This is a genomic window from Gemmobacter lutimaris (genome assembly GCF_003570715.1).
In the GTDB taxonomy this organism is placed as follows: domain Bacteria; phylum Pseudomonadota; class Alphaproteobacteria; order Rhodobacterales; family Rhodobacteraceae; genus Gemmobacter; species Gemmobacter lutimaris.
This window is the reverse complement of record NZ_QXXQ01000002.1, coordinates 435,046-452,425: the sequence shown is the minus strand read 5'-3', so window position 1 is coordinate 452,425 and position 17,380 is coordinate 435,046. Positions and strand designations below refer to the sequence as shown.

At 65.1% G+C, this 17,380-nt stretch carries 18 protein-coding genes; 5 read left to right on the top strand and 13 right to left on the bottom strand.

Annotation, left to right across the window (positions count from 1 at the left end; all coding sequences use genetic code 11):
• Positions 1 to 22: 22 nt before the first annotated feature.
• Positions 23 to 1,018, bottom strand: coding sequence for an NAD(P)H-quinone oxidoreductase (locus D2N39_RS05350; RefSeq protein WP_170120544.1), 996 nt, complete (start codon positions 1,016 to 1,018; stop codon positions 23 to 25).
• The gene (locus tag D2N39_RS05345; protein ID WP_119133728.1) at positions 1,015 to 1,710 is read right to left on the bottom strand and encodes a COQ9 family protein; all 696 of its coding nucleotides are present in this window, start codon (positions 1,708 to 1,710) and stop codon (positions 1,015 to 1,017) included. Before D2N39_RS05345 ends, D2N39_RS05350 begins: the two co-directional genes overlap by 4 nt.
• A gap of 106 nt (positions 1,711 to 1,816) precedes the next feature.
• Between D2N39_RS05345 and rpsU the strand changes: the two genes are divergently transcribed.
• Positions 1,817 to 2,023, top strand: coding sequence for a 30S ribosomal protein S21 (gene rpsU, locus D2N39_RS05340; protein ID WP_082400860.1), 207 nt, complete (start codon positions 1,817 to 1,819; stop codon positions 2,021 to 2,023).
• Positions 2,024 to 2,108: 85 nt separating this feature from the next.
• On the opposite strand, the gene D2N39_RS05335 is transcribed toward rpsU, so the two are convergent.
• A complete protein-coding gene (locus D2N39_RS05335; protein WP_054302526.1) occupies positions 2,109 to 2,567 on the bottom strand; it encodes an Lrp/AsnC family transcriptional regulator in 459 nt (152 codons plus the stop codon).
• 168 nt (positions 2,568 to 2,735) lie between these two features.
• Between D2N39_RS05335 and ald the strand changes: the two genes are divergently transcribed.
• Positions 2,736 to 3,854 carry an alanine dehydrogenase gene (gene ald / locus D2N39_RS05330; RefSeq protein ID WP_119133727.1) on the top strand — a complete coding sequence of 373 codons (1,119 nt, stop codon included), beginning with the start codon at positions 2,736 to 2,738 and terminating at the stop codon, positions 3,852 to 3,854.
• Between the two features lie 64 nt (positions 3,855 to 3,918).
• On the opposite strand, the gene mscL is transcribed toward ald, so the two are convergent.
• Entirely contained in the window at positions 3,919 to 4,344 is a 426-nt protein-coding gene (gene mscL, locus D2N39_RS05325; RefSeq protein ID WP_119133726.1) for a large conductance mechanosensitive channel protein MscL, read from the bottom strand.
• Positions 4,345 to 4,506: 162 nt separating this feature from the next.
• Between mscL and D2N39_RS05320 the strand changes: the two genes are divergently transcribed.
• A complete protein-coding gene (locus D2N39_RS05320) occupies positions 4,507 to 5,199 on the top strand; it encodes a glutathione S-transferase family protein (RefSeq protein WP_119133725.1) in 693 nt (230 codons plus the stop codon).
• Between the two features lie 24 nt (positions 5,200 to 5,223).
• On the opposite strand, the gene D2N39_RS05315 is transcribed toward D2N39_RS05320, so the two are convergent.
• The 5 genes from D2N39_RS05315 to D2N39_RS05295 are packed head-to-tail and all read right to left on the bottom strand — an operon-like array spanning position 5,224 to position 10,411.
• Positions 5,224 to 5,973 (bottom strand): ABC transporter ATP-binding protein, encoded by a 750-nt coding sequence (locus tag D2N39_RS05315; RefSeq protein ID WP_119133724.1) that lies wholly within the window; start codon positions 5,971 to 5,973, stop codon positions 5,224 to 5,226.
• 1 nt (position 5,974) lies between these two features.
• Positions 5,975 to 6,811, bottom strand: a complete 837-nt coding sequence (locus tag D2N39_RS05310) for an ABC transporter ATP-binding protein (RefSeq protein ID WP_119133723.1) — start codon at positions 6,809 to 6,811, stop codon at positions 5,975 to 5,977.
• Positions 6,808 to 7,713, bottom strand: a complete 906-nt coding sequence (gene nikC / locus D2N39_RS05305) for a nickel transporter permease (RefSeq protein WP_119133722.1) — start codon at positions 7,711 to 7,713, stop codon at positions 6,808 to 6,810. The genes D2N39_RS05310 and nikC overlap by 4 nt, the downstream gene beginning before the upstream one ends.
• Positions 7,714 to 7,717: 4 nt before the next feature.
• The gene (locus tag D2N39_RS05300; RefSeq protein ID WP_119133721.1) at positions 7,718 to 8,770 is read right to left on the bottom strand and encodes an ABC transporter permease; all 1,053 of its coding nucleotides are present in this window, start codon (positions 8,768 to 8,770) and stop codon (positions 7,718 to 7,720) included.
• A gap of 42 nt (positions 8,771 to 8,812) precedes the next feature.
• Complete coding sequence (locus tag D2N39_RS05295; RefSeq protein WP_119133720.1) at positions 8,813 to 10,411, bottom strand: ABC transporter substrate-binding protein; 1,599 nt, start codon at positions 10,409 to 10,411, stop codon at positions 8,813 to 8,815.
• Positions 10,412 to 10,566: 155 nt separating this feature from the next.
• Between D2N39_RS05295 and D2N39_RS05290 the strand changes: the two genes are divergently transcribed.
• Positions 10,567 to 11,601, top strand: coding sequence for a dipeptidase (locus D2N39_RS05290; RefSeq protein WP_119133719.1), 1,035 nt, complete (start codon positions 10,567 to 10,569; stop codon positions 11,599 to 11,601).
• A 150-nt stretch (positions 11,602 to 11,751) separates the two neighbouring features.
• On the opposite strand, the gene D2N39_RS05285 is transcribed toward D2N39_RS05290, so the two are convergent.
• The 4 genes from D2N39_RS05285 to D2N39_RS05270 are packed head-to-tail and all read right to left on the bottom strand — an operon-like array spanning position 11,752 to position 16,392.
• Positions 11,752 to 12,933: an MFS transporter gene (locus D2N39_RS05285; protein WP_119133718.1), complete on the bottom strand. Its 1,182-nt coding sequence runs from the start codon at positions 12,931 to 12,933 to the stop codon at positions 11,752 to 11,754.
• 1 nt (position 12,934) lies between these two features.
• The gene (locus D2N39_RS05280) at positions 12,935 to 14,404 is read right to left on the bottom strand and encodes a carboxypeptidase M32 (RefSeq protein ID WP_119133717.1); all 1,470 of its coding nucleotides are present in this window, start codon (positions 14,402 to 14,404) and stop codon (positions 12,935 to 12,937) included.
• The gene (gene ctaA / locus D2N39_RS05275; RefSeq protein ID WP_119133716.1) at positions 14,404 to 15,558 is read right to left on the bottom strand and encodes a heme A synthase; all 1,155 of its coding nucleotides are present in this window, start codon (positions 15,556 to 15,558) and stop codon (positions 14,404 to 14,406) included. The genes D2N39_RS05280 and ctaA overlap by 1 nt, the downstream gene beginning before the upstream one ends.
• Positions 15,559 to 15,618: 60 nt before the next feature.
• The gene (locus D2N39_RS05270; protein WP_119133715.1) at positions 15,619 to 16,392 is read right to left on the bottom strand and encodes an RNA methyltransferase; all 774 of its coding nucleotides are present in this window, start codon (positions 16,390 to 16,392) and stop codon (positions 15,619 to 15,621) included.
• 307 nt (positions 16,393 to 16,699) lie between these two features.
• Between D2N39_RS05270 and D2N39_RS05265 the strand changes: the two genes are divergently transcribed.
• Entirely contained in the window at positions 16,700 to 17,320 is a 621-nt protein-coding gene (locus D2N39_RS05265; RefSeq protein WP_119133714.1) for a thiamine phosphate synthase, read from the top strand.
• The last annotated feature ends 60 nt before the right edge of the window (positions 17,321 to 17,380 follow it).

Genomic DNA, 17,380 nt, shown 5'->3' with positions numbered 1-17,380 from the left:
CCTTTTGCATGTCCGGTTGCCCTTACGCGACCTTGAGCACGATCTTTCCAATATGGCCGGAGCTTTCGATCCGGTGATGCGCCTTGGCGGCATCCACCAGCGCGAATTCACTGTCGATCACCGGGCGCAGCGTGCCGCGTTCCACCATGGGCCAGACGTGTTTCGCAAGGTGGCGGGCATAGCGCGCCTTGGCCAGATCGCTTTGCGGCCGCAGGGTTGACCCCGTGATCGTCAGCCGCCGCATCATCACCTCGGCGAAGTTCAGCTCCGCCTTCGATCCCTTGAGGAAAGCAATCTGCACCAGCCGACCCTCATCGGCCAGCGCCTTGACGTTGCGCTGGATGTAATCGCCACCCACCATGTCAAGAATGACATGCGCGCCGCCTTCGGCCTTCATCACCTTCACAAAATCCTCTTCGTGGTAATTCACCGCTTTCTCGGCCCCCAGCGCCTCACAGGCAGCGCATTTCTCGGGGCTGCCTGCGGTGGCGAAAACACGGGCACCCAGAGCGCGAGCCATCTGGATCGCCGTCGTCCCGATGCCCGAGGCCCCGCCATGAACCAGAAACCGCTCGCCCGCGCGCAGGCCGCCGCGCAGCATGACGTTGGACCAGACGGTATAGCAGGTTTCGGGCAGGCAGGCGGCTTCTTTCAACCCGATGCCCTCGGGCACCGGCAGGGCGTGGTCTTCCGGCGTCACGGCATATTCGGCGTAACCGCCCCCGGGCAGCAGCGCGGTTACGCGGTCGCCTTCCTGCCATTTCGTCACACCGGGGCCAACGGCGGCCACCCAGCCCGAAGCCTCCAGCCCCGGCAGGGGCGAGGCGGTGGGGGGCGGCGCGTAAAGCCCGGCCCGTTGCAGCGCGTCGGGGCGGTTCACCCCGGCATAGGCCACCCGGATCAGAATTTCGCCATGGCCCGGCACCGGCACCGTCACCTCGACCGGCCGCAGAACCTCCGGCCCGCCGGGTTCGGAAATCTCGATTGCCGTCATCACATGGGGGGGCGGTAGCGTCATGTCCTGTCCTTCAAGCTTCCCGGCAGATCCGCAGGCGCGCGCGGTGCCCTGATCTGCCCCATCAGTTTCATCGGCCCGGCGAGCAGCGCCTTGCCCAGCAGATTGGAGCGCACCGCCGCCTTCATCTTCTCGAACTGCATGACATCGCCAATGCGGCGGTCAAGGAAATCGCGCGTGGCCTCATGGTCGGGGCTATCATCGCCAAGCCAATACAGCACCGTGGCGGAATAGACGGCCGACAGCGTGGCGCGCTTGGAATACCAGTTCACATCGTCCGAGGTATCGCCCAGCGCGGTCCAGATCGCATCCGCCGTGCCCCAGATCGCCCGCGCGCCTTCGGTCGCGTTCTGCGGCAGGGCAAAGAAGGTGCTGCCCCGGCGCACAAGTTCCTTGTCCTCGACCAGATCGAGCCGGGTCATCACGGCGCTGGCAATGCGGTCACGGATGCGCAGGGCATCAAGGTCCGTCGCGGCCAGCGCCTCCATCATGCGGGTATCGCCCTGCCGGTGATAGGCCAGCGCCAGATCCAGCGCCCCGCGGGGGAACAGCGCAGCCCCCAGCGCGGGTTCCACCCCCGAATCGGCCAAGGCGGCCTTCAGCGTGGTTTCAGACCAGCCATCAAAGGGCACATGGGCCAGCGCGGCCCCGATCACCGCCTCGCGGGCGGCATTCAGCGGGTTTTCCTCGGTCATGGCGGCTCCTTTCCCGTCGGAAGGTAGACAAGTCGCGCGGCTTTTGCTATGGCCCGCAGGCCTGCACATCAGTGCAACTCTAGCTTAGGAAGGTGGTGACAACCACATGCAGGTCAGCGTTCGTGACAACAACGTCGAACAGGCGCTCCGCGCCCTGAAGAAAAAGCTCCAGCGCGAAGGCGTGTTCCGCGAAATGAAGCTCAAGCAGCATTTCGAGAAGCCGTCGGTCAAGAAAGCCCGTGAGCAAGCCGAAGCGATCCGCCGTGCGCGCAAGCTCGCGCGCAAGAAGGCTCAACGTGAAGGCGCTCTCTGAGAGACGTGTCTGAACTCTGGGCGGGGTAACCCGCCTTTCGAGGAACCCCCGCGCCATGGCCGGGGGTTTTTCAATTTTCGAGGCGTCAAACCGAATAGGCCGTGGTCTTGACCACCGTGCGCAGCGCAAAGGAGCTTTGCATCTGCGCCACGCCCGGCAGGCGGCTGAGGTATTGGCGATGGATGCGCGCAAAATCCTCGGTATCCTCGGCCACGATCTTCAACAGGTAATCGGCGCTGCCCGCCATCAGGTGACATTCAAGAATGTCGGGGATACGCGCGACCTGGCGTTCAAAGGCGTCCAGCAATTCGTCGGCCTGCCCTTGCAGGGTAATTTCCACGAACACCGTGGTCGGGCGGCCAAGGCGGCGCGGGTCCAGCAGCGCGACATAGCCCGCGATGAACCCCTCCTCTTCCAACCGCTGCACCCGGCGGTGGCAGGCCGAGGCCGACAGATGCACCTGTTCCGACAGTTCAGCATTGGTGATGCGGCCATCTTTCTGCAATGCAGCAAGAATGCGGCGGTCTGTTGCGTCAAGTTCCATGGTTTCGAAGATTTCTTCGGTTGTTAGCCTGTTTCGTTCTACATTCTTGCACAGCATCTGGCAGGATGCAGCCGGAAAAGCAACTTCTTCCCTGGATTCTGCGGCAGGCTGGAAGGCACAGGCCGCGCGGGGATGCCCACGACAAGCGGCGTTCAGGGAGTGAGACACATGAAGATCGGTTGCCCGAAAGAAATCAAACCGCAGGAATTTCGCGTCGGGATGACTCCCGACGCGGTAAAAGAGGCGGTAAATCACGGCCATGGCGTCATGGTCGAAACCAATGCAGGCGCCGGAGCCGGGTTTTCCGATGCGGATTATGTGGCGGCAGGCGCCACCATCCTCGGCACGGCGGAAGAGGTCTTTGCCCAAGCCGATATGATCGTGAAGGTGAAAGAGCCGCAGGCGGTGGAGCGCAAGCGCCTGCGCAAGGGTCAGGTGCTGTTCACCTATCTGCATCTGGCGCCGGATCCGGCCCAGACCAAAGACCTGCTGGACAGCGGCGTGACCGCAATTGCCTATGAAACCGTGACCGATGATCGTGGCGGGCTGCCGCTGCTGGCCCCGATGTCCGAGGTCGCCGGGCGTCTGGCGCCACAGGTTGGCGCCTGGACGCTGCAAAAAGCCAATGGCGGGCGCGGTGTGCTGCTGGGCGGTGTGCCGGGTGTGCTGCCGGGCAAGGTGCTGGTCATCGGCGGCGGGGTGGTCGGCACCCATGCGGCCAAAATCGCCGCCGGAATGGGCGCCGATGTCACGGTGATCGACCGTTCGGTGAACCGGCTGCGCTATCTGGACGATGTGTTCGGGCGTGATTTCAAGAACGCCTATGCCAGCGCGGCCAATACCATCGCGCTGGCGCGCGAGGCTGATCTGATCATCGGGGCGGTTCTGATCCCCGGTGCGGCGGCGCCCAAGCTGATTTCCCGCGCGCAACTGGCCGAGTTGAAGCCGGGCGCGGCGCTGGTGGATGTGGCCATCGACCAGGGCGGTTGCTTCGAGACCTCACACGCCACGACGCATCAGGACCCGATCTACGAAGTCGATGGCATCATGCATTACTGCGTCGCCAACATGCCCGGCGCGGTTGCCCGCACCTCGACCCAGGCACTTGGCAATGCCACCATGCCCTTCATGCTGGCACTGGCCGACAAGGGCTGGAAACGCGCCTGCGCCGAAGACAGGCATCTGCTGGCCGGGCTGAACACCCACAAGGGCAAGCTGACCTATGCCGCGGTTGGCACCGCGCTCGGCCTGCCGACGATCACCGCCGCCGAGGCGCTGGACCTGTAAGAACCGGACATTCCGACACGAAAAAGCCCCCCGCCGATGCGGGGGGCTTTTGAATTTCACGCAATCACTTTTTCAGCGCGTCGCGGATTTCCAGCAGAACATCCAGCTCGCTCGGGCCTGCCGGTGCGGCAGCGGCGGCGGCTTCTTCCTTGCGGGCGGTCGCCTCTTTCAGGCGGTTCACGGCCTTCACGATCAGGAACACCACCCAGGCGATGATCAGGAAGTTGATGATGGCGGTGATGAACGAGCCATAGGCGAAGACAGGTGCGCCAGCCTCTTTCGCGGCGGCAAGCGAGGTATAATCGCCATCGCCCAGATTGATGAACAGGTTCGAGAAGTCGATCCCCCCGGTGACCACGCCGATGATCGGGTTGATCAGATCCGCTACCAGCGAGTTGACGATGGCGGTAAAGGCCGCGCCGATGATGATACCGACCGCAAGGTCCACCACATTGCCTTTTGCGATGAACGCCTTGAATTCATTAAGCATTACCCAGTCCCTTCTTGTGACCTGACCGGCTGGCGCTTCACATGGCGCCATGTTTCCGGCGTCTGCCCGCACAGACGTAGGCGCACTATCGCACATCCATATGGGTTTTGTGATGGGGAAATTGGGCTTACCTCTGTCACAGCGCAACAGAAAGGCTGCCATATGACGCTTGCCGGTTTCCCGATTACCCGCCGCTGGCCCGCCACCCGCCCCGAGGCGATCCAGCTTTACTCCCTGACCACGCCGAACGGGGTCAAGGTTTCCATCGCGCTGGAGGAAATGGGCCTCGATTACGAGGCGCATCTGGTTGATTTCGGCACCAATGACCAGTTCAGCCCGGAATTCCTGAGCCTCAACCCCAACAACAAGATCCCCGCGATCCTTGATCCGAACGGCCCCGGCGGCACGCCCCTGCCACTGTTCGAAAGCGGCGCCATCCTGATCTATCTGGCCGAGAAATCGGGCAAGCTGCTGCCGCAGGACCGCCGTTACGAGGTGCTGCAATGGCTGATGTTCCAGATGGGCGGGCTTGGGCCGATGTTCGGCCAGTTGGGCTTTTTCCACCATTTCGCGGGGAAAGAGATCGACGATCCCCGCCCGAAGGAACGCTACCGCGCCGAGGCGGCACGGCTGCTGAAGGTGCTGGATGGTGCGCTGGAGGGGCGCGACTGGATCGCAGGCGAGTTCTCGATCGCCGATATTGCGATCTGTCCCTGGCTCAACACGCTGCTGAACTTCTACAAGGCTGCCGGAATCGCCGGCTGGGACGATTTGAAGAACGTGCCCGCCTATCTGGAGCGTTTCCTTGCCCGCCCGGCCGTGCAGCGCGGCATGAAAATCCCCGCGCGGGGCTGAACCGGAAAGGGGGCCATTGGCCCCCTACCCCATCAGCCGGTCGGCGCTGGCCTCGAACAGGCTGCGGGCGTAATCGGTCTGCATCCGCGCTCCGGCCAGTTCCGCGCGCGTCAACTCCTCCACCGCGCGGCCGTGCTGCATTACCAGCACCCGGTCGCACATATGGTCGATCACGGCGAGGTCATGGCTGACCATCAGGAAGGTCAGCCCCCGTTCCGCCCGCAGCCGCGCCAGCAGGTTCAGCACCTCGGCCTGAACGCTGGCATCCAGCGCGGAGGTCGGCTCGTCCAAAAGCAGGATTTCCGGTTCCAGCATCAGCGCGCGGGCGATGGCGACGCGCTGGCGCTGCCCGCCCGAAAGCTGATGCGGATAGCGGAAGCGAAAGCTGGACGGCAGGCCCACATCCTCCAGCGCCCGCATCACCCGCTGATCCGCGCCGCCAATGCCATGAATGGCCAGCGGCTCCGACAGCGTGCGGTCCAGCGTGTGCCTCGGGTGCAGGCTGGCGTAGGGGTCCTGAAAAACCATCTGCACTCGACGGGCAAAGGCGCGGTCGTGGCGCAGCACCTCGCCACCGATGCGGATACTGCCGCCCGACACCGGCGCAAGGCCGCAGATCGCCCGCAGGATGGTGGATTTGCCCGAACCGCTTTCGCCGACCAGCCCGAAACTTTCGCGCACATCGACGCGCAGGCTGACGCCCTGCACCGCGCGTACCTCGCGGCCCTGCGCGGTGAAGGTGACCGAAAGGTCGTCGATCTCGATCAGGCTCATCTCAGGCTTCCTTCGCCCATGCGGCATCGCGGTCCAGCCCCGGCAGAGGGCCCCGGTCGCCGCCGATGCGCGGCAGGCAGTTCAGCAGACCCTGCGTATAGGGATGCTTCGCGTTCAACAGATCCCCTGCCGCCAGTTCCTCGACCACCCGGCCCTTGTACATCACCAGCACCCGGTCGCAGAACCGCGCCACCAGCCGCAGGTCGTGGCTGATGAAGATCAGCCCCATGCCCCGGCTGCGCACCAGATCGTCAAGGATCTTCAGAACCTCGGCCTGCACCGTGACATCCAGCGCGCTGGTCGGCTCATCCGCGATCAGCAGATCGGGGTTCGGGATCAGCATCATGGCAATCATCACCCGCTGGCCCATCCCGCCGGACAGTTCATGCGGATAAGCCTCCATCACCCGTTCCGGGTCGCGGATCTGCACCGCCTCCAGCGCGGCGATGGCCTTGGCGCGGGCCTGCGGTCGGCTCAGCCGGTCGCGCTTGCGCAGCCCCTCCATCAACTGCTCGCCCACCCGCATCACCGGGTTGAGGCTGTATTTCGGGTCCTGCATCACCATGGCGATGCGGGGGCCGCGCAGGGCACGCATCTCGCGTTCCGTGAGGCGCATCAGGTCTTGCCCGTCAAAGCGCATCTCGTCCGCCTCGATCCGCCCCGGCGGTCGGATCAGCCGCAGAACCGACCGCCCGGTCATCGTCTTGCCCGAGCCGCTTTCCCCGACGATGCCCAGCCGTTCCCGCCCGAGGCTGAACGAGACACCGCGCACGGCCTCCACCGGCCCGGTTTCGGTCTCGAAGGTCACGCGCAGGTTCTTCACCGACAGCAGCGTCATTTCGCGGCACTCCTCGGGTCCAGCACATCACGCAAGCCATCGCCCAGCAGGTTGAAGCCAAGGCTGACGATGAAGATGGCAAGGCCCGGCATGGTGGCGACCCACCATTGTTCGAACAGGTATTTGCGGCCCGCGCTGATCATCAGACCCCATTCCGACAAGGGCGGTTGTGCGCCAAGGCCAAGGAAGCCCAGACCGGCGGCAATCAGGATCACCCCGGCCATGTCCAGCGTCACCCGGATGATGACCGAAGGCAGGCACATCGGCACGATATGGCCCCAGATGATCCGCCCCGCGCCCGCCCCTTGCAGGCGCACGGCCGCGATATAGTCGGAATTGCGCACGGTCAGCGTTTCGGCCCGGGCGACGCGGGCATAGGGCGGCCATGCGGTCAGCGCGATGGCCAGCACCGCATTTTCGATCCCCGGCCCCAGCACCGCAACCAGCGCCAGTGCGAGGATCAGACGCGGGAAGGCGAGGAAGATGTCTGTCAGCCGCATCAGCACCGCATCGACCCAGCCGCCGAAATAGCCCGCGACCGTGCCGACCATGAGGCCAATCAAGGGCGCCGTCACCGCCACCAGCGCGATGATGTAAAGCGTGATGCGCGAGCCATAGACAATCCGGCTCCAGATATCGCGGCCGAAGTCGTCGGTGCCCAGCCAGTGCCCCGGCGTCAGCGGCGGTTGCAGGCGGTTTTGCAGGTTCTGTGCGATCGGGTCATGGGTCGCCAGCACCGGCGCGAAAGCCGCGATCACCAGCAAAAGCCCGATGATGACCAGCCCGGCCATGGCCAGCGGGTTGCGTTTCAGACGCAGCCAGCCCAGCCACAACTGGCCAAGCTTCGCCTGCCGCCGCGAGGTCGGGTTCGGGTCGCGCAGCCATTGGGTCAATGTGGTCATCGCCTTACCTCGCACGCGGATCGACCAGCCGATACAGCAGGTCGGAAACAAGGTTCAGCACCACGAAGGCCACGCCCACCACGACCGTGCCGCCCAGCACGGCGGGCATGTCATTCACCAGCAGCGCGTCGGTGATGTAGCTGCCAAGGCCCGGCCATGCGAAGATCGTCTCGGTCAGCACAGAACCTTCCAGCAGATAGGCATAGCTCAGCGCGATGACGGTGATCAGCGGCACCATGACGTTGCGCATGGCATGCACCCAGATCACCCGCCATTCCGGCATGCCCTTCACCCGGGCGGTGGTGATATATTCCTGCCCCAGTTCATTCATCATGAAACTGCGGGTCATCCGGCTGATATAGGCCATGGAGACATAGCCCAGCAGCCCGGCGGGCAGAATGATATGGGAAATGGCATTGACGAACATGTCCCATCGCCCGGCCAGCGCGGTGTCGATCAGGATCATGCCGGTATAGGGCGTCACCTCGAATTCGTAGAACATGTCGAAGGCCGCATCCAGCCGCCCCGGCCCGCCGACCCAACCCAGCACGCCGTAGAACAGCAAAAGCCCGATCAGCCCCAGCCAGAACACCGGCATGGAATAGCCCATCAGCCCGACCAGCCGCACGAAATGGTCGGCCAGACTGCCCGGCCGCGTCGCCGCAAGCACACCCGCAGGCACCCCTGCGATGACGCCGAGGATGGTGGCCAGCGTCGCAAGCTCCAGCGTCGCCGGGAAGGCACGCGCGACAGCCTGAATCACCGGCTCGCCCGTGCGGATCGAGGTGCCAAGGTCACCTTGCAAGGCATTGCCGACGAAGATGAAGAATTGCTGCCACAGGGGCTTGTCCAGCCCCAGCGCCACGCGCGCGGCCTCGATCTGCGCCTCCGAGGCGCGTTCGCCCACGATGGCGATCACCGGGTCGATGGGCACGACGCGGCTGATGATGAAGGTGACGAACAGAAGCCCCAGCAGCGTAACGGCCAGTGAAAAGGCCGCGCCGCCAAGGCCGCGCAGGCGGGCCATCCAGCGGGAGGAGGAAAGCGATACGGTCATATGTCAAGGCAGCCCCCGGCCTGAGCGGCCGGGGGCATGATCTTACTTGGTCACAAGCCAGTAGGCAGCCGAGTCGATGGCGCCGCCGGTGTAGAAGCCGCTGACATTGCTGCGCATGGCCGAGTTGTAGCCGATCTGGAACATCACGATGAAGGGCGAGGTTTCGCGGTGAAGCTTCTGCTCTTCCTCATACATCGCCTTCCGTTTGTCGCCGTCCCGCTCCATCACCGCGGCCGAGGTCATGTCGTTCAGCTTGCCGGGATCATAGGCGTTGCGCCAGGCCAGCGTGCCGACCTTGGCTTCGTCGGCATTGTCAGGGTTCCAGGCGAACGACCCGGCATTGGTTTGCGGGTCCGGGTAATCCGGGCCCCAGCTTTGCAGCGTGGCATCATGCTGGCGCGCGCGGTAACGCTTCAACTGCTCCGCCCCCTCGCCGATATTCAGCTCTACCTCGATCCCGGCCTGACCAAAGGTGTTCTGGATCGACTGCGCCATTTCCATCCGGTCGGCGGCGTTGCGCACATCCATGACCACCTTGGGGTTCTGCACGCCACTTTCAGCCAGCAGCGCCTTCGCCTTTTCCACGTCAAGGCTGTAGGGCGTATCTTCCAGCGCGCCCAGATAGCCCTTCGGCAGGAAGGCCTGATGCACCACCATGTTGCCCTTCAGCACGGTGTCGGCCAGACCCTGATAGTCGATGGCCCAGCGCATCGCATCGAGGAACTTCTCGTTCTTGTAATTCTCGTTCTTCTGGTTGAACGACAGATAGAAGATCTGCCCGCCGACATCCTTCTGGATCTTCAGATCGGCATTTCCGGCGATGCCTTCAATGTCCACCGGCGTCAGCTCACGCGCGATGTCGATATCGCCCTTCTCCAGCAGCAGACGCTGGGTCGCGGCCTCGGGCACATGGCGCATGAACACCGATTTCACCTTGGCATCGCCGCGCCAATGGCCCTGACGCGCTTCCAGCAGGTAACCTTCGTTCGGCTTGTAGCTTTTCAGGATGAAGGCCCCGGTGCCGGCCGAATTGGTCTTCAGCCATTCGTTGCCCATATCGCCGTTGACCTCATGCTCCATCACCGTCTTCATATCGACGACAGAGGCGACACCGGCGGTCAGGCAGTTGTAGAGGAAGGTCGGCGCATAGGGCTGATCGACCTTCAGCACCACGGTATCGCCCTCGGCCGTCACCATCTCGTCCACATTCTCGGCCGTCCAGCCGAACTGGTTGAGGATGAAGGCGGGCGATTTGTTGATCTTCACCGCACGGCGCAGCGAGAAGGCCGCATCCTCGGCCGTCACCGGATTGCCGCTGCTGAAGGTAATGCCCGACTTCATCTTGAAGGTGAAGGTCTTGCCGTCCTCGCTCACCTCCCAGCTTTCGGCAAGGCCCGGCTGCGGGCCGGTCGGCTGCGACGGGTCCAGCTCCACCAGACCGTCATAGACGTTGTTCACCACATCGAGACCCGAAAACTCGTAAGCCTCCTGCGGGTCCAGCGACACGATGTCGTCAATCGCATCGGCAATCACCAACGCATCGGCCGGTGTCTCGGCCAGAAGCGCGACAGGCGCCGCCCCCAGCATCAGCGCGGCGGTTGCGGCAAGCCCGAAACGGCGCGCGGTCAGGTCAAACGTCATGGTGAACTCCCTGGTTCCTGTTCTGGTTATGAAGCCGATTCCGGCGAACCCGGCCGGAAAATCCTGACCGATTGGGCAACTTTGCACCGGGCTTGTCAACAGCCCTGAAACATGGGCAGATCGGACCCGCAGCACGCCGGAAAAAGGAGCAACCGATGACCCGTTTCGCCATTTTCGACGGCCATAACGACCTGTTGTCGCGCCTGTGGTTCGAAGGAGATACCTCCGGCGAAAGCTTCTTTACCGGGCGCAAGGGCGACATTTCGCTGGCGGCCTGCCGCGCGGGCGGCTTTGCGGGCGGGTTCTTCGCCATCTGGGTGCCGGGGGAACCGCAGGACGCGCCCGACCCGATGGCCACATTGCGCGCCTTCCCGCCGGTTGACACCGCCAAGGCCCATCGCATCACCATGGAACAGGCGGCCATCCTGATCCGTATGGCCGCAAACCACCCCGATGCCTTCCGCCTCTGCCGCAGCGTGGCCGAGATCGAGACGGCCCGCGCCGAGGGCGCCATCGCTGCTATCCTGCATGTAGAAGGATGCGAGGGTATCGGCGCCGGGCTGGACGAACTGCATGTGCTGCATGCCGCCGGGCTGCGCAGCCTCGGCCCGGTCTGGAGCCGCGACAATATCTTCGGCCATGGCGTCCCCTTCAACTTCCCCGCCTCGCCCGATACCGGCCCCGGCCTGACGGATGCGGGCAAACGGCTGGTCGCCGAATGCGACAGGCTGGGTGTGCTTCTGGACCTCGCGCATCTGAACGAGGCCGGGTTCTGGGATGTGGCGAAGGTCAGCGGCAAACCCCTCGTGTCCACCCATTCCGCCGCACATGCGCTGTGCACCGCAACCCGCAACCTGACCGACCGGCAACTGGACGCCATGGCCGAAACCGGCGGGCTTTGCGGACTGAATTTCGGCGTGGGCTTCCTGAGGGAAGACGGCGTGAAAAACCCCGACATGCCGGTCGAGCAGATGATCCGCCACCTCGACCACCTGATCGCCCGGCTGGGCGAAACCGGCGTGGCGCTGGGATCGGATTTCGACGGCACGACAATCCCCGGCTGGATGAAATCGGCTGCCGATCTGCCGCTCCTGACCGCGGCGATGGAACGCGCGGGCTATGGCACCGCACTGATCGAACGGTTGTGCTGGGGGAACTGGATGGATCTGCTGCGCCGCACCATCGGTTGAACCCGGCTGCATTGTCGGCATCTGAGTATTTGGGCAAGAAGCAAAGGCAACCGTAATCGGGATGGAGAACGGCGCTCGACCGCTGCGCGGCGGTGGCGGGCCGTTTTCCACTCCCTTGTCGCAATTTGCTCTTGCTTCTTGCTTAAATACTCACTGCGACGGCTGTCGCATGACCAATGCCCCGAGACTCAGCGCGATCAGGGTCAGCGCCGTGCTGGCCGCAAGCAGGGCAGGCACACCGCCAAGGCTCAGTAAGACGGCCCCGGCTGTGGGCGCGGCTGCGATAGCAAGGATCGGGGCCACCGCAGCCGCCCCGGAGATCACACCGAAGCCGCGCCGGCCGAGCTTTTCCGCCAGCAGCACCGGCCGCAGGATCGAGGTCAGCCCGATCCCGGCGCCTTGCAAAAGCGCGAAGGCAAAGATCAGGCCGGGCGCCGCCCCCGCGAGCCACAGCGCCCCCGTCGCCAGCACGATTGCCCCCAGAGAGGCACGCATGGCGCCCAGGTTGCCGATGCGTGCCTCGTTCAGCATCAGGATCAGCCGCCCCGCAACCTGGCTCGGCCCGATGCAGCTTGCGGCCAGAACGGCCGTTCCGGCAGCCGCGCCGCGATCCGCGAAAAGCACCAGTGCATAAGTGATCAGCATGCCATGGTTCAGCATGGTCACGCCGAACAGCACCGCGATCAGCCAGAACAGCGGACGGCGCAGCGCGGCCGCCAGCAGGCCCGGCTCGGTTGGCGCGCGGCGCGGCGTTCCGGCGCGCTCCAGCCGACGGAGCCGCCGCACCGCCCAGAGGTTTACCGGCACCGCCCCGATGGCAACCACCAGCGCCAATGCCGCCAGCCCGCCCCGGCCGCCGAATTGCGCCCCCAGCCAGTGGCCCAGCGGAAAGGCAAGGGTCGAGGCGAAGCCCGCGACCAGCGTGACGCGGGTGATGGCGATACGGGCGCCTTCGCCAAGACGGCGGGTGATGAAGGCAAAGCAGGTGTCATAAAGGCTGCCTGCCTGCGCGAGCCCGACCACCGCCCAGCCGACAAGCCACAAGGCGGGCGTGCCTGCGAACCCGGCACCGGCCAGTCCCAGCGCACCCAGGATTGGCAGCAGGATCAGCATTTCGCCGCCCAGCCCCCGGTCCACCAGCCGCCCGGTGAAAGGGGTCAGCACCGCAGTCACCAGAAAGGCGAGCGTCGGCCCGGCGGCGAGCATTTGCTTGCTCCAGCCCGTTGCGACCAGCAGGTCGGGCAGCAGGGCGGCGAAACCGTAGTAGAGCCCCGCATAGATCAGGGTCTGCCCCAGCGCCAGCCCCCAGACCGCCGCCCCTTCGCCGCGCATGTCAGAGCCCGTAAAGCGCACCGAATTTCGCGTCGAGGTAATCGAGCAGCGGCTCTTCCGTCGGGGCCTCGCCACAGGCCAGCGTGATCACCTCACGCGGCTCGTAAAGCCCGCCATGGCGTTGCACATTCTCGCGCAGCCAGCCGGTCGCAGCCGAGGTATCGCCGCGCGCAAGCTGGTCGTCCAGCCCCGGCACCGCCTCGCGCAGCGCCAGATGCAGGCAACCGGCATAGACATTACCCAGCGTATAGGTCGGGAAATAGCCGAACAGCCCGCAGGACCAGTGCACATCCTGCAAGAGCCCGTGCGACGGCCGGTCCACCGCCACGCCGAAATCGGCGGCGAAGCGGTCATTCCAGGCGGCTTCCAGATCCTCGACCGCCAAATCGCCGCGGATCAGCGCGCGTTCCAGATCGAAGCGCATCATCACATGCAGGTTGTAATGCACCTCATCCGCTTCGGTGCGGATGAAGCCCGGCTGCACGCGGTTCACGATACGGGCGAACTCCTCGGGGCCGCTGACCCCGAAATCGCCGAAACGGTCCAGCATCTGCCGGAACATCCAGCCGGTAAAGGCGGGGCTGCGGCCGATCTGGTTTTCGTAGATCCGGCTCTGGCTTTCATGGACGCCCATCGACACGCCATTGCCCAGCGGCGTCAGCAGGTAATCCTGGTCGATGCCCAGTTCATAACAGGCGTGGCCGACCTCGTGGATGGTGGAATAGAAGCAGTTGAACGGGTCGGTCTCCACCACCCGCGTGGTGATCCGTGCATCATTGCCGGAGCCCGAGCTGAACGGATGCACCGCCAGATCCAGCCGCCCGCGCGTGAAATCATAGCCGAAGGTCGTGGCCAGATCGCGTGCAAAGCGCAGTTGCGCCTGTTCGCCGAAGTGATGATCCAGTTTCGGCACCGGGGCGGCGGCCAGCACCGCCGCGCGCAGCCGCACCAGACGCGGGCGCATGCGGTCGAACATGCCGCCGATCACCGCCGCCGTGGCACCGGGTTCGTAATCATCCATCAGCGCGTCATAAAGATCGCCGTCGCCGGCCAGCGCCGCCGCCTCCTCGCGTTTCAGCGCGATGACCTCGGCCAGCGTCGGCAGGAAATCGGCCACCTTGTCGGCGGCGCGCGCCTCGGCCCAGATGCCCTGCGCGGTCGAGGTCACGCGGGCCAGCCGCTGCGCCAGCGCCGCCGGGATCTTCGTTGCACGTTCATGGCTGCGGCGGATCAGCCGCAGTTGTGCGGCAGCCACCGGATCGGCAGGGCGGGCATCTTCCAGCCATTCGGCGATGCGCGGATCGGTGCGGCGGGCGTGCAGCACGCCCTCGATGGCCGACATCTCTTCGCCGCGCTGTTCGGCGGCACCGCGCGGCATCATGGTTTCCTGATCCCAGCCCAAACGTCCGGCAATCTGGCCCAGCGCCTCGGTCTCACGCTGGAAGGCCATCAGGTCATCGTAAGCACTCATCACTGGGTTCCTTTGCGGATCGACCCGGCCACCGGGTACTGGCTGAAATAGCGGGCGCGAATGATCAGCACCCACAGCAGGATTGCGCCGATCTGATGGGTGATGGCCACATGCAGATGCGCGGCGGTCAGGGCCGTGACGATGCCCAGCGTGACTTGCAGGATCATCACGCAGAGCACCGCAAGAAACGCCGTGCGCGTGACGCCATAGGCGGATTTGCGGCCTTTCAGGAAAGCGACGATCCCGAAGGCGAACAGCAGATACCCCGCTATGCGGTGATTGAACTGCACCAGCCCCGGATTTTCAAAGAACGCCGCCCAAAGCGGCCGTCCGGGCACATAGAAGGCATCGGCGGGGAAGAACTGGCCATTCATGTCGGGCCAGGTCGGGAAGGCGCGGCCCGCGTCGATGCCCGCGACCAGCGCGCCCAGCAGGATTTGCAGGAAGGCGAAATGCATCAGCCCGGTGGACAGGCCAAACAGACGCGCCTCGCGCCCGCGCCGGGCTTGCAGCAACTGCGCCTCGGTCCGGCCCAGCAACAGCACATACCAGGCGATCAGGCCAAGGATGACGAAGGCGATGCCCAGATGCGTGGCCAGCCGGTAAGAGGCCACATCGACCATTTCGCCTTGCAGACCGGACGACACCATCCACCAGCCGATCGCGCCTTGCAGCCCGCCCAGCGCACCAAGGCCCAGCAGGCGACCGGTCCAGCCTGCCGGGATCTTGCGCGCAGCCAGAAAGCCCGCGAAGCCCAGCGCCCAGACAAGGCCGATCACCCGGCCAAGCTGCCGGTGACCCCATTCCCACCAGAAGATCGTCTTGAACGCCGCAAGGTCCATGCCGCTGTTCTGAAGCTTGTATTCAGGGCTTTGCTGATATTTGGCGAATTCCTCGGCCCAGTCTGAATCGCTCAGCGGCGGGATGGCGCCGTGGATCGGCTTCCATTCGGTGATCGACAGGCCGGAATCGGTCAGCCGGGTCAGCCCGCCGACGATGATCATCGCCGCGACCAGCAGGAAGATCAGCACGAGCCACAGCCGGATTGCGCCGCGCGCGCCACCATGGCCGCGGTCGATCAGACCCGGTTGCGCCGCCGGGGCGGCCTTGGTGTCGCTGCCGACCTCCTCGAAAATGCTGCGTTTCTGCGCCATGCGGGCCTCCTTCACTTGCGGCGGAGACTAGGCCCGCGTCCTGGGATCGGCAAGACCCGCTCAACCCTTGCCGTCTTCGCCACCTCCCGCGCCGGGATCATACTTGCTTTGCCCCAGCTTGAAGGCGATCTGGCGCAGCATGCCGTGGAAGGTGCGCACCTCGGCCGAGGTCAGCGGCAGCCGCGACCACAGGTTGCGCAGCGAGACTTTCATCCCCGGCGCCTTGGTCGCCGGGAAGAAGAAGCCCGCCGCCTCCAGCCGGTCCTCGAAGTGATTGGCCAGTGCCTCGATCTCTTGCTGGCCGGCAAATTCGGTGCGCGCGAAATTCATCACCTCGGGCGCAGTCTCCTGGGTCTGCCGCGCCCATTCATAGCCCATCAGCAGCACGCATTGCCCGAGGTTGAGCGAGGGAAACTCGGGGTTCACCGGCACCGTGACGATGGCATTGGCCAGCACGACATCCTCATTCTCCAGCCCGGCGCGTTCGGGGCCAAACAGGATGCCGACACGCTTGCCCTCGGCGCTGAGCGCGCGGGCATATTCCATCGCGCGTTCCGGCGTCATCACCGGCTTCGTCAATTCGCGCCCCCGCGCGGTCGTGGCAAAGACGAAATCGCAATCGGCAATGGCGGCGGGCAGATCGGCGAACAGCCCCGCATTGTCCAGCACCCGCCCCGCGCCGCTGGCCATGGCTACGGCCTTCGGGTTCGGCCAGCCGTCGCGTGGCCCGACAATGCGCATCCGCGTCAGCCCGAAGTTCAGCATCGCCCGCGCCGCCGCGCCGATGTTCTCGCCCATCTGGGGCCGCACGAGGATGAGAACGGGATCGGTCATTGGGGGCCTCGCATCTGGATCGTCGCGCGCCGCTTACGCGGTTGCAGCCCGCAAAACAAGCCTCGCGCCCCGGAGTGGCGTCGCCGGGGGGCTGTCTGCCCCCCACGGCCTTCGGCCTCCCCCCGAGGATATTTGTCGACAGAAAATGGTGCGGGTGCTTCCTGTCATTTTCTGTCCTCAAATATCCCCGGGGGAGTCTCCGCAGGAGACGGGGGCAGGCAGCCCCCGCGCCGCGTGCCGCAAAGCGCAGCATTTCCAATCGCGCAAAAAACCGTTAAAGCGCGGGAAACCCCAGCCGAGTGATCCCATGTCCGACGCCGACCGCCCGCAGCTTTACCTTGTCACTCCGCCCGAGTTTGACCTCGACATCTTCCCCGACCGGCTGGCCGCAGTGCTGGATGCCGAGGAAGTGGCCTGTGTGCGCCTTGCGCTGGCCACGCGCGACGAGGACCGGGTGGCGCGGGCAGCGGATGCGCTGCGCGAAGTGGCCCATGCGCGCGACGTGGCGCTGGTGATCGAGAACCATGTGCTGCTGGTCGAGCGGCTGGGACTCGACGGGGTCCATCTGACCGACGGGTCACGCAACGTGCGGAAACTGCGCAAGGATCTGGGCGACGATGCCATCATCGGCGCCTTCTGCGGCACGACCCGGCACGAGGGCATCAGCGCGGCCGAGGCCGGGGCGGATTACGTTGGCTTCGGTCCGGTAGGCGAAACACCTCTGGGCGATGGCAGCCGCGCGGACTTCGACCTGTTCCAGTGGTGGTCCGAGATGATCGAGGTGCCGGTAGTGGCCGAAGGCGCGCTGACCGCCGAACTTGTGGCACAGTTCGGCCCGGTGACTGATTTCTTCGGCGTGGGCGAGGAAATCTGGAAAGCCCCGGATGCGGCGGCGGCGCTGAAATCGCTGCTGGCCCCGCTGGGCTGACCTGCCCAAAATTCAGGCACATGCGCAAGCGCCGCCCAACAAGGCGGCGCTTTTGCGTGA

What these genes read in the sequence shown, in the direction of transcription:
- ctaA (WP_119133716.1), bottom strand. Translation starts at nt 15,558, where the DNA reads ATGGCGCAGAAACGCAGCATTTTCGAGGAGGTCGGCAGCGACACCAAG.
- ald (WP_119133727.1), top strand. Translation starts at nt 2,736, where the DNA reads ATGAAGATCGGTTGCCCGAAAGAAATCAAACCGCAGGAATTTCGCGTC.
- D2N39_RS05310 (WP_119133723.1), bottom strand. Translation starts at nt 6,811, where the DNA reads ATGACGCTGCTGTCGGTGAAGAACCTGCGCGTGACCTTCGAGACCGAA.
- D2N39_RS05315 (WP_119133724.1), bottom strand. Translation starts at nt 5,973, where the DNA reads ATGAGCCTGATCGAGATCGACGACCTTTCGGTCACCTTCACCGCGCAG.
- D2N39_RS05265 (WP_119133714.1), top strand. Translation starts at nt 16,700, where the DNA reads ATGTCCGACGCCGACCGCCCGCAGCTTTACCTTGTCACTCCGCCCGAG.
- D2N39_RS05280 (WP_119133717.1), bottom strand. Translation starts at nt 14,404, where the DNA reads ATGAGTGCTTACGATGACCTGATGGCCTTCCAGCGTGAGACCGAGGCG.
- D2N39_RS05270 (WP_119133715.1), bottom strand. Translation starts at nt 16,392, where the DNA reads ATGACCGATCCCGTTCTCATCCTCGTGCGGCCCCAGATGGGCGAGAAC.
- mscL (WP_119133726.1), bottom strand. Translation starts at nt 4,344, where the DNA reads ATGCTTAATGAATTCAAGGCGTTCATCGCAAAAGGCAATGTGGTGGAC.
- D2N39_RS05345 (WP_119133728.1), bottom strand. Translation starts at nt 1,710, where the DNA reads ATGACCGAGGAAAACCCGCTGAATGCCGCCCGCGAGGCGGTGATCGGG.
- D2N39_RS05350 (WP_170120544.1), bottom strand. Translation starts at nt 1,018, where the DNA reads ATGACGCTACCGCCCCCCCATGTGATGACGGCAATCGAGATTTCCGAA.
- D2N39_RS05300 (WP_119133721.1), bottom strand. Translation starts at nt 8,770, where the DNA reads ATGACCGTATCGCTTTCCTCCTCCCGCTGGATGGCCCGCCTGCGCGGC.
- D2N39_RS05320 (WP_119133725.1), top strand. Translation starts at nt 4,507, where the DNA reads ATGACGCTTGCCGGTTTCCCGATTACCCGCCGCTGGCCCGCCACCCGC.
- rpsU (WP_082400860.1), top strand. Translation starts at nt 1,817, where the DNA reads ATGCAGGTCAGCGTTCGTGACAACAACGTCGAACAGGCGCTCCGCGCC.
- nikC (WP_119133722.1), bottom strand. Translation starts at nt 7,713, where the DNA reads ATGACCACATTGACCCAATGGCTGCGCGACCCGAACCCGACCTCGCGG.
- D2N39_RS05290 (WP_119133719.1), top strand. Translation starts at nt 10,567, where the DNA reads ATGACCCGTTTCGCCATTTTCGACGGCCATAACGACCTGTTGTCGCGC.
- D2N39_RS05335 (WP_054302526.1), bottom strand. Translation starts at nt 2,567, where the DNA reads ATGGAACTTGACGCAACAGACCGCCGCATTCTTGCTGCATTGCAGAAA.
- D2N39_RS05295 (WP_119133720.1), bottom strand. Translation starts at nt 10,411, where the DNA reads ATGACGTTTGACCTGACCGCGCGCCGTTTCGGGCTTGCCGCAACCGCC.
- D2N39_RS05285 (WP_119133718.1), bottom strand. Translation starts at nt 12,933, where the DNA reads ATGCGCGGCGAAGGGGCGGCGGTCTGGGGGCTGGCGCTGGGGCAGACC.